Below are 13,198 nucleotides of genomic sequence, written 5' to 3'. Positions count from 1 at the left end.
ATTTGTGCGCCATTATTTCTTTTTTTTATCCCAACGCATTCCCATTTAACCTTATTTTAATATATTTGGCATTGCACATTACTCGATTTATATCTTTTCATAACTTAAACTATGTCTTATGCGTAAGTTTTTACTAGCACAGTGCCTGCTGTGTTTATTCGCTATCCCACTAATGGCTCAGGATATCGCCGTAAGTGGCAAGGTTACATCGGGTGAAGACGGATCAACGCTTCCCGGTGTAAACGTTCAGATTAAAGGAACATCGCGTGGTACGACCACCGATGCTGCCGGTACGTTCCAGCTCAATGCTCCCTCCGGCTCTACGCTGGCATTTAGCTTCATTGGCTTCACGACACAGGAGGTTGCTCTCGGCAATCGCACAAACATTACCGTTACACTGGCACCGGATGCCTCGCAACTTCAGGAAGTGGTGGTTACGGCTCTGGGTATTGCCCGCGAAAAGAAGGCACTAAACTATGCTGTGCAGGAAGTAAAGGCCGACAAACTGAATTTCGCCCGTGAACAGAACGTAGGTAATGCATTGGCCGGTAAAGTAGCCGGGGTACAGGTACTGGGCCAGTCGGGAGCCAAGTTCGGTAACCCCAACATCCGTATCCGGGGTGTAAATTCCCTGACGGGTGGTGACCCACTTTACGTAGTAGATGGTACGGTAACCGACATCAGCCAGGTAAACATGGATGATGTAGAAAACCTGACGGTGCTAAAAGGTCCTTCGGCTACGGCCCTGTACGGTAACCGTGCTTCGGCGGGCGTTATCGTCATTACGACCAAACGCGCCAAATCTGGTGAAACTCGGTTGGACGTCAACCACAGTACTACGCTGGATATGGTGGCCCTGCTGCCTAAGTACCAGAACGAGTATGGTGGTGGCTATTCGCAGGAGTTCGATAAGTTCGCATTTGACCCTACCCTGCACCCAGCCTCCTGGAAAGCCTTTGAGGGACAGAATCTGATTGACTACTCAGCGGATGAAAGCTGGGGGCCTAAACTGGATGGAACCCTGCACCGCTCGGCAGCTTCATGGTTGCCCGGCCCGCAGTTTGGTCAGTTAACTCCCTTCTCGCCGAACCCGAACAACGTGCGTAACTTCTTCGAGAAGCCCATCAGTAATAATACCAACATTGCGTTCTCGAAAGGTACTGAAGCATTTCAAAGCCGGATTTCCTACACGCATATCATCAACAATGGTATCATCCCAAATTCGTCACAGACGCGGGATTATATCAGCGCGAAGAACTCCATCAAGTTTGCCGAGAAGCTGACGGCCAATCTGAACATCAATTACACGACGGTAGGCACCAAAAACCAGCCTGCCGACCGCTACGGTTCGTCCGGGGGCACTACGCCACAAAACAGTCCGCTTAGTATTAATAACACGACCCTGAATGGCTATAACCAGACGATTGGTTCGTTTAATCAGTGGTTTCAGCGGCAGTTACCCATTGAAGATTTGCAGAACTATAAAAATGCGGATGGCACATTCCGTAGCTGGAACATTGGTGGCCCAACAGACCCCCGCCCCAAGTACTGGGACAGCCCTTACACGCAGGCTTACGAGAATACGAATGAAAACCGCAGTAACCGGCTGTTCGGCGATTTTGGCCTGACCTACCAGTTGATGCCTTCGTTGAAGGCATCGGCTACGGTTCGTCGGGACCAGAACAACTTCTACCAGCAGGCCCGTATTGCTACCGGCACACTAAACGCTGGTGGCAAGGGAGCCTTCTCAACGCTGGGAGCCAACTCGGTTGAAAACAACTACGAAGCACTGGTCAACTATAACCAGAATTTCAAGGACCTATCGGTGGTGGCACTCGTTGGAGGTAACGTTCGGTATAACCGCACCGAAGCGTTGTTTCAGGCAACCGTGGGTGGTTTGAACGCACCGGGTTACTACAACATTGCGGCCTCTATCGACCGGCCGCTATCAAATAACTACACGTATGAGCGTCGGGTAAACAGCGTATTTGGTAATGTAAGTTTAGGGTTCCGCGATTTCGTTTTTGTGGAGGCTTCTATCCGGAATGACTGGTCATCGACACTGCCAGCCGGTAACAACTCGTATCTGTACCCGTCTGTTTCTGCCGGTTTGGTTTTCACCGATTTAGTACCTAAAACTAATTGGCTGTCTTACGGTAAAATCCGGGCTGGTTACGCGCAGGTAGGTACAGACGTTGACCCCTATCGCACATCGCTGGCCTACAGCATTGGCACGCCATACGGTGGTTCGGCTACGTCCTTCCTGCCGGGGCAGTTACCAAACGCTAACCTGCTGCCCGGCCTGTCGTCTTCCTACGAAGGCGGTATCGACCTGAAGTTTGCACACAACCGCATTGGCCTGGAGTTTACAGCCTACCAGAATGACAACAAAAATCAGATTATTCCGCTGCCGGTGGCACCAACGAGCGGATACTCGAATGCCATTGTCAACGCGGGTCTGATTCAGACTTCTGGTCTGGAACTGCACATTTACGCCAATCCGATCCGTAACCCGAACGGCTTCACCTGGGAGTTCGACATCAACGCCGACCGGAACCGCACGAAGGTGGTGAACTTGGTTGATGGGCTGGATAACTATCAGATTGATGGCCCAACCTGGCGTACGCTTACCCTCAACGCCCGCACGGGCGAAGACTGGGGTCTGCTGGTTGGTCAGGGAATCAAGAAGGATGCCAACGGGAATAACCTGGTATATAGCTCAGGCAACAACGCCGGTTTATGGATTAAAGAAAATAATGTGAAACTAGGTTCGGTACTGCCGAAGTTTAAAGGCGGCTGGTTGAACACATTCACGTACAAAAACGTAACGCTGCGCATCAATACGGACTTTGTAGTGGGTGGCAAATTCTTCTCGACAACCAAAATGTTCAATGCCTACTCCGGTCTGGCAGCCGAAACGGCTGGTTTGAACGAGCTGGGCAAGGAGAAGCGCAGTGACCCCGCCAATGGTGGTGGCGTGTTGCTGGATGGCGTAACCGAAGACGGCAAGCCGAACACGATTCGGGTCGATGCACAGAACCTGTACGAAAACTGGCTGTTTGCACTCAACGAGCGCTGGATTTATGATAAGACCTACGTGAAGCTGCGCGAAGTATCGTTCGGCTATAACCTGCCGAAAAGTATGCTGGGCAACTGGGCAAAATCGGTCAATGTCTCGTTTATTGCCCGTAACCCACTGCTAATTTACAGTGCCGTGGGTGGTGGCATCGACATCTCTGAGTCAGAAACCATTTGGCAGGAAGGTGGCCAGCTACCACCGGTTCGCTCGTTCGGGGTTAACGTACGGTTAGGCTTTTAAAATCACCCACCCTCTCCCCCGTAGGGCGGGACAGAGGGTGGGTTTTCAACCACATAACGACTTAAAAAAATGAAAGGATATACGTATCTGTTTTTTGCGGGCCTGCTGTCGATGACGACCGCCTGTAATAAATTTGGGGACATCAACGTCAACCCTAACAGTCCATCAGCCCCAAATACTGCCAGTTTGTTTACGGGTGCCATCCGTACGGTAGGTACCATTAATAACCAGGTTGGTCCGGGGTCGTACAACGGCGTTCCGGCCCTGTACGTGCAGCAGCTCGGCGATGTAACATACATTGAGGAATCGCGCTATAAGACCATCAATTTCAATTACAATGGGCTTTATACGGGGCCACTAGTCAATCTCCAGCAGGTCATCAACCTGAACTCGAATGATGCCACCAAAGTTGCCGCAGCCGCCAACGGATCCAATGCTAACCAGATTGCCATTGCCCGGATTCTGAAAGGCTATTTTTTCCAGTTCATTACCGACCGCTGGGGCGATGTACCTTATTCACAGGCGTTGAAGGGGAGTGATAATTTCTCACCCGCTTTCGATAAGCAGCAGGACATTTATACGGATCTGTTTAAAGAGTGGAAAGAAGCAGCCGCACAGTTTGACGGAGGGAAAGCTGTCGTTGGGGATATTCTGCTGAATGGTAATGCCGCCCGCTGGAAAAAGTTTGCCAACTCGCTACGCCTGATTGCCGCGCTGCGTATCTCCAAAGCGGATCCTGTTAAAGGAAAAGCGGAATTCAACGCGGCCCTGGCTGATGGTGTTCTTACGGCCAATGCCGACAACGTACAGTACCAGTTTCTGAGCGATCAAAATAACTGGAACGGCCTGTATGACAACTACACCTTCAGCAACCGGAAGGATTTTGCCGTGAGTGATACGTACGTAAACTACCTGAAGAGTGTTAGCGACCCACGCCTGCCCTATCAGGCGGCTCCTAACCAGAAAGGCAACTACGTTGGGGTACCTTATGGAGTTTTCCCAGCCGCTGGTAAAGCCCAGGATTTCTCCCTGGCGGGTGCCATGGTGAGTCAGCCAACCTCACCAGCCAACGTAATGACCTATGCACAGGTGCTGTTTGCTCAAGCCGAAGCGGCCAAATTAGGCTGGACCGCGGGCAATGCTCAAACCCTGTACGAAGCGGCCGTGAAAGCATCCCTGCAACAATGGATGGGAACTGGCTACACCGATGCTGCCTATACGGCTTACATTGCGCAGCCGAATGTGGCCTATACGGATGCCACCGCCATTGAGCGCATTGCCACCCAACGCTGGATCTCCCTGTTCCTGCAGGGTCAGGAGAGCTGGGATAGCTGGCGCCGGACGGGCTATCCCGTGCTGAAGCCTGCCCCAACCACGCTGAACGGCGGTACGGCAATCCCCCGCCGGTTGGCCTATCCGGTAACGGAAACGACGCTGAACGCCAAAAACTACGCAACCGTAGTGGCGCAGCAGGGAGCCGACGATCAGTACACCCGCGTGTGGTGGGATAAGAAATAACCGTAACCGTTAAATAACTACCCAAAAAAGCGGGCCGACACAATCGGCCCGCTTTTTTGTTTCTTACCGTATGATAAACTATTTATCAGAAAATAAGTCAATTTTTTCTAATTTCAGCCACAAATTGGTCATTACCAATTATGGTACGCCCCCACCTGCTCTTACTTCTACTCTTCTCTCCACTGCTGGGATCAACGCAACCCGCTCAGCCTGACAGGGTATATTCAAACCAGTCAAATGAACAATCTGTCGCGAATAAATTCAACCATCTGTCAGTTGAAAATGGTCTGTCAAACAATTCCGTCATTTGTATTTTACAGGACCGGGAGGGCTACATGTGGTTTGGCACCAACGATGGCCTGAACAAGTACAATGGGCATACCTTCACCACGTTTAAGCCTAACCTGAACGACCCGGCGCATAGTTTTCAGAACAACCAGATCTATCATTTGTGCGAAGACCACGCCAACCGGTTATGGGTAGCCACGCTGGGGGGACTGCACGAGGTAGATAAGCAAACGGGCCGGGTGACGCCCCACCCTATTGACGCGGTCAATGCCGACAAATGGAATTACCAGCATTCCATCTATGAAGACAGTCAGCACATATTATGGGTCAGCACGCTGGGGGGATTGGCCCGGTACGAGCCCAACCTCCACCGGTTTACGCTGTTTCCGGTACCCGAGCACGAAGCAACGCTCAAAACTGTGTTTGAAGACCCTCAACACCGGTTATGGGTAGCTACCTACGAAGGCCTGTACCTGTTCGACCGGGTCAGCAGCCGGTTCACCCTTATCCCGGTACAGGTTGCGCCCGGTAAGGCGCAACCAACGTTTATTGCCTTTTATCTGGACCCGAAGGGAGTTCTCTGGCTGGGTACATCAACGGCCGGGTACGGTTTATTCCGGCTGGATCTGCATCGGCAGCCCTGGCATCTGGAACCCTACTATCCGGCCGGACAACTCAGCTCCTATACCTACCTAAACTCCATTTGCAGCGATGCGGAGGGTATGTTATGGGTTGCCACCACTGGGGGACTACAGCGCGTCGATCCGGTCAGAAATCAGGCGTTCACCTTTCGGCCTGACCCGGATGCACCCAAAGGAATCAGCAGCAATAATGCGCAGACCGTTTACATTGATCGGTCCGGTACTCTTTGGGTAGGGACCGATAACGGCATTGACCGGCAGGCTGTTAACAACAAGCCATTTATGACGTTTCAGGTGCAGCCCAGCCGGGGAACCGCCAACTTATCAGAAAATAAAGTTGTCGCGCTGCTGTCAGACTCTAAAGAACGTTTCTGGCTGAGCAGTGGCTACAATGTTTACAGGCCAGCAACAGGTGGTAAGCACCTGCAACTGATACCGCCCGAAGTCCTGGGCTCCGGCAGTCAGTTCAAAAACTTTACGCAGGCATTACTGCCCGATGGCAACACGGGCGTCTGGCTGGGAACCTGGACGGGCCTGTATCACTTCGATGAGGCAAGTGGTCATTTTGATAACTACCCTTCGGAAGTTCCGGTTGAATACATGAGTTGTTCGCACACGGGCGAAATCTGGGTAGGGGGCTACATCGCGCCTAATTCGGGCATTGCGTCGTTCAACCCACGCACCCATCAATACCACTACTACAAGTATAACCCCCAATCCCCCCAGGGCTTGCCCGACCAATATATCCACAGCTTGTTAATCAGCCGGACAGGCGATGTATGGGTACCCTTCCGGAAAAATGGCATTGCCCGGTTAAACCCACGCACCGGGCGCATTACCCACTACGTTGCCGGGCCAAAAAGTGGATTAAACAACAACGCCATTCAGACCATTTACGAAGACAAAGCGGGGATTATCTGGGTGGGTACGCAGCAGGGCGGCCTTAACTGGTTCAAGGCAAAAACGGGGCTGTTCTCCGCCATCACCACCCGCGATGGACTGCCCAGCAATAATGTGGTGGGAATTATGAATGATAAAGCCGGGAATCTTTGGCTCAGTACCGATAACGGTCTTTGCCGGTACGACCCGCGCACGAAGGCCGTTCGCAACTACCAGACCGTAGACGGTTTACCCAGCAATGATTTTATGCAAAATGCCGTTTTTCGGCAGAAAGACCGGCTTTATTTCGGTAGTCTGAACGGCGTCGTTTATTTCAATCCCGATAGTATTCGCGACGATATCCGGCCCTTTCCGGTTTACATTACCGAACTGAAGGTGATGGAAAAACCCCGGCTTCTCACCAACAGTGTTATTACCCTGAATCACGATGAGAACTTTTTATCGTTTGAGTTTGCAGCGCTGTCTTATACCCATCCAGAGAAAAACCAGTATGCCTACCAACTCGTTGGCGTCGACAAAAACTGGGTTCAGAACGGAAATCGGTATGTGGCTAACTACACCAGTTTGTCGCCGGGGCACTACACATTCCGGGTCAGGGCGGCCAATAGTGACGGAGTCTGGAACAGAAAAGGAGCCTCGGTTCAACTGATTATCCGGCCACCGTGGTGGGCTACCTGGTGGGCCTATAGCCTGTATGCCCTCCTGATGGGCGGAGCCATCTGGGCATATATCCGATTTTATACCAACCGTATCCGGCAACGGCAGGAGCTGGAACTTAACCGCCGGAAAGCCGAACAACTCAAAACGGTCGATGAACTTAAAACCCGTTTTTTTTCCAACATCACCCACGAATTCCGGACGCCCCTTTCGCTGATCATATCGCCGATTGACAAATTACTACAGGCCAATCGGTTTGATGCACCCACCCGGCAGACGCTGGCGTTGGTTCAGCGCAATGCCAATCAGCTTCTCCGGCTGATCAATCAGCTGCTGGACCTTTCCAAACTGGAAGCGAACCGTATGGACGTATCGCTGATGCGGGGCGATGTGAACTTTTTCGTTCATCAGCTGATGGAGTCGTTCCGGCCAGTGGCTGATCAGAAATTAATCAGTCTGACCTATACAGCCGAAGGCCTGGGGCAGGATGAGCAGTTGTTCGACGCCGACAAATGGGAAAAAATTCTGACCAACCTGCTGTCGAACGCGTTGAAATTTACGGATAGCGGTGGGCAGGTATCCGTGGCCGTTACGACCGATCTTTCGCTACCATCGAACGGATGTTTTCCCGTAACCATTCGTATTACCGATTCGGGTATTGGTATTTCACCCGAAAACCTACCGCATATTTTTGATCGATTTTACCAGGTAGACACCTCCCATACCCGTGTCTACGAAGGTACCGGCATTGGCCTGTCTCTCGTGAAAGAACTGGTCGACCTGATAGGGGGAACCATCAGCGTTGACAGTCAGCCGGATACGGGTAGTACTTTTCTACTGACGCTGCCAATTTATCCAGTAGCCATCCATACCGAAGCCCCGAAGGCACAGTTAGTGGGGAAATCCCCTGCCCTGCCTGCGACACCTGTTTTAGCCACCGAGGGGCACCAACCAACGGAAAACGAAGAAATACCACTGATCCTCATCGTAGAAGACAATGCCGAACTGAACGGTTTTCTGGCGGATTCATTAACACCTGCCTACCGCGTTATGCAGGCAACCAATGGCGAGGAAGGCTGGCAACTGGCGCAAACCGAACTCCCGAATATTGTTATTTCGGATATAATGATGCCAAAAATGGATGGGTATGAATTAACGCATCATATCAAAAACCATCCCGATACGAATCATATAGCCGTAGTCATTCTATCGGCTAAAGCGGCCCACAGCAGCCGAATCGAGGGGTTACAGGAAGGTGCGGATGACTACATAGCTAAACCTTTTCATCTGGACGAGTTATTACTGCGCCTGAGAAATATAATTTTCTATCAGCAGAAACTGCGCGATCAATACCGACGGCAGTTTACGGAGCCGGATACGCCCAGCCCAATCAACGGGGTAGACGATGTGTTTTTGCAACGGACTTATGATCTACTGGAAAAACACCTCAAAGATCCGTCCCTTACTGTCGACTGGCTGGCCGATGAACTGGCCATGAGCCGCAAAACCCTCTACCGAAAAACCCACAGCCTTGTGCAGTTGAATCCGCACGAACTGATACGGCAGTACCGATTGCGCCGGGCAACCGATCTATTGCGGGCAGGTCATAATTCCTCCCAAACAGCCGTCCTGACGGGCTTTAAGAATCACTCCTACTTCACCACTGTTTTCAAGGAATTTTATCATAAAACGCCAACCGAGTTCGCGTCCGGCGATGCCGACAATACGCAGTGAGCAGGATACTTACAACTGAGTCCCTATCAACTTTGGGACTATTCCTTTCGATTAGGGGACAATTTACGTTGAGGGCAAACGGATATGCCATCAGTGCTATACATTTACCGCCAGTCGGGATTACCCTAGACTTCGCCTAATCACTCCTTATTTTCTACACGTATGAAAAAGAACTATTTACAGTTTACACAACGGCTTGGCTTACTTCTGCTCTGGACGAGCCTGCTCCTCAGCCAAACTACCTGGGCACAATCCATACCGGACGCCCAATGGGCGCGGGTAGGAAAAACTCTCATCATCACGACCGATGGGAATATTGTAACATCAGAACGCCTTTCGTTTCCTCCAACATATCCGGGAAGCCTTGGGCAATTTGGAGATCAATTGGTAAAGTATTCTCTGGCGGGCGACAAACTTTGGTCAACGGGGCTTATAAGAGGAGGAGATTACATCGGTGGACAAATACCGGGATTCGATCGCCAATCCATTGCGGAATTCAAGGCATCGGCACCCTCTGCCGGTGGCGGTTTGATTGCTGCGGGGCCATTGAATCTGAACGTGGGTGGTGAGCAGGTTAGAGTTAGTGTTAACGGCAATATAAGCCATGAAGCTGATCACCTGGGTATTATTGATCCTGCTGGCGTGTCCGAGACTGGCTATGTCACCTTATCCTACCAAAATCGTCCGGGTGGTTCGTCTCTTATCGTTCAAAAATACGATGCAGGGAATTTGATATGGACTCGAAATCTTGATTTTCCAGATGTTAATTACCCAGATCCAAACCCTCCGGGCGTTATTCATGGAATAACCAGCGGAAATTTCATCATCGATACGCCTGACGGTGGGTATCTGATAGCTGGGGCTTATGACTCAAATTATAAACCGGTGGTTGCCTGGGCGGCCAAGCTGGATGGAAACGGCAATGTGTCCTGGAAAAACTTTATCTCCCCTCCTCCCCTTACCAACCCTCCCGGTCCAGATGATATTAATAGCATGAGTTCTATCCTCGATGCTATCGTATCGACCGACGGCACGGGCTATGCCTTAGTTGGACGTGGACGTGGAACCGCTTATCCCACCGCTTATCCCAACGGTGATGCTATCTTTCTGGTGGAGATTGATGGCAATGGCAATGTCCGCCCTGGGAAAGTGAAAGCCATCGATATCCAGCAGACCGGTCGTGCGTACATCACCCCGTATACAGGAAGCGGTGGAAAAAAACTTTACGCTGTGGGCAACACGTCCCTGCAAGGTCGATCCGACCCTCAAATCTTACTGGTCGATCCTGCCGGAATAAACGTGGTTTCCAAACGAATCTTTCCAGGGCCGGGGGCAAGCTCACTGATTAACATTGCTACAGCGGGAGACGGTAGTCTGGTGTTTGTGACCGACAACAATCAACTGGTCAAACTCCAGCCCGAAGCAACAACTCCGCCCCAACCCCCGGTCGGCGCACTGACCCTGACTGCCCCCACCTACAATTGCTCCACCGGCGCCTTTACCTTCAATACCAGTGGGGGTAATGGCTCACCCATCGAGTACATGGCACCGGGCATCACCGGCTGGACCACCAACCCAAACCAGTTTGTCGATGAAGGCTCCCGCACCGCTCTTGACGTGCAGCCCTTCACCCTGACGGCCCGCCAGAATGGGGTCACCGTTACCTACATTTGGGATCTGAGAGCCTATTGCAGCGGTACGCCACCCCCACCACCGGTCAACCCGCCAGTAGGCGGTTCACTGGCCCTGACTGCGCCTACCTACAATTGCTCCACCGGCGCCTTCACCTTCAATACCTCCGGAGGTAACGGCTCTACCATCGAGTACATGGCACCGGGCATCACTGGTTGGACCACCAACCCCAATCAGTTCGTCGACCAGGGATCCCGCACCGCCCTTGATGTGCAGCCCTTCACCCTGACGGCCCGTCAGAACGGAGTGACCGTTACCTACATCTGGGATTTAAGAGCGTACTGTAACGGGACGCCACCCCCACCACCGGTCACCCCCCCAACGGTCGGTGATTTTGCCCTGACTGCCCCTACCTACAATTGCTCCACCGGGGCCTTCACCTTCAACACCAGTGGAGGTAATGGCTCACCCATCGAGTACATGGCACCGGGCATCACTGGTTGGACCACCAACCCAAACCAGTTCGTCGACCAAGGCTCCCGCACGGCCAACGATGTGCAACCTTTCACCCTGACGGCCCGCCAGAGTGGGGTCACCGTCACCTACGTGTGGAACCTGAAAGTAGCCTGCGGCCGGGCCCGCACAGCGGCCCTGCCTGAACCGGGCACACAGCTACGGGTGCGGGTACTGGGTAACCCCGTGACCACTCAAACAGCCGAGGTGGAGATTACGGGGGCAGAGCATCAGGCGTTGCAGCTGAATCTGGTTGACCTCCAGGGCAAAGTACTTCATCAGCGGAGCATCCAGCAGGCCGAATACACCCAACGGGTGAGTGTGCCGATAGGTGAGCGTAGTGGGGTATTTCTGCTCAATGTCAGCACTTCTACCCAACGCCAGCAGGTCAAATTAGTGAAACCCTGAATAAGAATGAAAGGCTTTGCGCACGACTGCGTAAAGCCTTTCAACCAATTCTTTTCACTCCTTATCCCTTACAATTATGAAAAAGAACTATGTATACCCAATACAACGGATTTTAACGGCTCTGCTGTGGGCACTTTTACTCATCAGCCAAGTGACCTGGGCACAATCGGTGCCGGACCCACAGTGGGCCAGAGTTGGCCGGACGATGACCATCAGGACCGACGGAACGATTACGACGGGCGATAACGAATTCCTCGTTACTTACTCCCTGAACGGCGACAAATTATCTCAGGTAGGACCAATAAGGGGTGTCGGCATGCTACCTCCGGGAAAGCTCCCCCCTGGTTATCCTTTTGACCCATATTTTTACTTTAGGGGGTTCATCCAGCTCTCCACAAGCCAGGATAATCAAGTTCTGGCCGTCGGTTATGAGATAGGGGACGGGATGGGCGTGTTCAACTTTCGCGGAAGTAGTTCAGGAGGTGCCCAGTACCGAATCCCTACGCCGGATGGAGGGTACATATGGTTTGATGTTGGGGCCAGGACGGATTACAGTACCAATCCACCAATTGTTAGCCCTACGGTAACGACCGTTTCGAAAGGAGGAGCGCAGGCTAGCTGGTCCAGGGACATCTCCTTCCCAGTCCAAAACACATCCCTATCCGACAAAACGCTAACCAAAGCTACTGTACTCATCAACACACCAGATGGGGGTTATCTGGTGGCTGGTTATTTCAATAATAGCAATACCGACGCGCCTGAACTAGGCTGGGCTGCAAAACTCGATGCACAGGGGAATGTGAGTTGGCAAAAACTACTCAACACTGTCTCAAACAGCAATGGTCCAGGAGCCATCACCGGAATGAAGTCAATTACCGATGTTATTCTAACACCGGATGGATCGGGTTACACGCTGGTAGGCTCAGCCCTTCAGGCTAACTCATCAGCAACGCCAACGGCTATTCTTGAATTAGATTTCAACGGCAATAGTAAGTCAGGTAGGGCAAAGGCCATTGACAGTGGCCCGTTTACTACGGCCTACTTGACGGCCTACACCGGCAGTAATGGCAAAACGTACTACGCAGTGGGCAACACCAGTCTACAGGACCGGCCTGACCCGCAGATTCTGCTGGTCGATGTCGGCACGTTGACAACGGTAGCCAAACGCATTTTCCCCGGGCCGGGTCAGAGTAGCCTTACCGACATTGCCACCGCCGGGGATGGCAGCCTGGTGTTCGTCACCGACAACAACCAACTGGTCAAACTCCAGCCCGAAGCCATAACCCAACCCCCGGTCGGCTCGCTGGCCCTGACGGCCCCCACCTATAACTGCACCACCGGGGCCTTTACCTTCAATACCACCGGCGGCAACGGCTCAACCATCGAGTACATGGCACCGGGCATTACCGGCTGGACCACCAACCCAAACCAGTTTGTCGATGAAGGCTCCCGCACCGCCCTTGATGTGCAGCCCTTTACCCTGATGGCCCGCCAGAACGGGGTCACTGTCACCTACATCTGGAATTTGAGAGCGTACTGTAACGGTACACAGCCACCTACCTATACACCCATCCCCAATCAGACCTTC

General features: G+C 52.3%; 4 protein-coding genes and 1 pseudogene. All 5 read left to right on the top strand.

Annotated features, from left to right (window positions below; all coding sequences use genetic code 11):
- Window positions 1-118 precede the first annotated feature (118 nt).
- Entirely contained in the window at window positions 119-3,319 is a 3,201-nt protein-coding gene (locus tag B157_RS0127335) for a SusC/RagA family TonB-linked outer membrane protein (protein WP_026308996.1), read from the top strand.
- Between the two features lie 69 nt (window positions 3,320-3,388).
- The gene (locus tag B157_RS0127330) at window positions 3,389-4,837 is read left to right on the top strand and encodes a SusD/RagB family nutrient-binding outer membrane lipoprotein (protein WP_020606499.1); all 1,449 of its coding nucleotides are present in this window, start codon (window positions 3,389-3,391) and stop codon (window positions 4,835-4,837) included.
- A gap of 140 nt (window positions 4,838-4,977) precedes the next feature.
- Window positions 4,978-9,057, top strand: a complete 4,080-nt coding sequence (locus B157_RS0127325; RefSeq protein ID WP_020606498.1) for a hybrid sensor histidine kinase/response regulator transcription factor — start codon at window positions 4,978-4,980, stop codon at window positions 9,055-9,057.
- Between the two features lie 162 nt (window positions 9,058-9,219).
- Window positions 9,220-11,610, top strand: a complete 2,391-nt coding sequence (locus tag B157_RS0127320; RefSeq protein WP_020606497.1) for a T9SS type A sorting domain-containing protein — start codon at window positions 9,220-9,222, stop codon at window positions 11,608-11,610.
- 76 nt (window positions 11,611-11,686) lie between these two features.
- Window positions 11,687-13,198 (top strand): annotated as a pseudogene (locus B157_RS0127315) (T9SS type A sorting domain-containing protein); the annotation flags it as partial.

The organism is Spirosoma spitsbergense DSM 19989 (assembly GCF_000374085.1).
Classification (GTDB): Bacteria; Bacteroidota; Bacteroidia; order Cytophagales; family Spirosomataceae; genus Spirosoma; species Spirosoma spitsbergense.
The sequence above is the reverse complement of the archived record's forward strand: the minus strand, read 5'-3'. Positions and strand labels throughout refer to the sequence as shown.

Coding starts and splice junctions, on each gene's coding strand:
- B157_RS0127335 (WP_026308996.1), top strand. CDS start 119: ATGCGTAAGTTTTTACTAGCACAGTGCCTGCTGTGTTTATTCGCTATC.
- B157_RS0127330 (WP_020606499.1), top strand. CDS start 3,389: ATGAAAGGATATACGTATCTGTTTTTTGCGGGCCTGCTGTCGATGACG.
- B157_RS0127325 (WP_020606498.1), top strand. CDS start 4,978: ATGGTACGCCCCCACCTGCTCTTACTTCTACTCTTCTCTCCACTGCTG.
- B157_RS0127320 (WP_020606497.1), top strand. CDS start 9,220: ATGAAAAAGAACTATTTACAGTTTACACAACGGCTTGGCTTACTTCTG.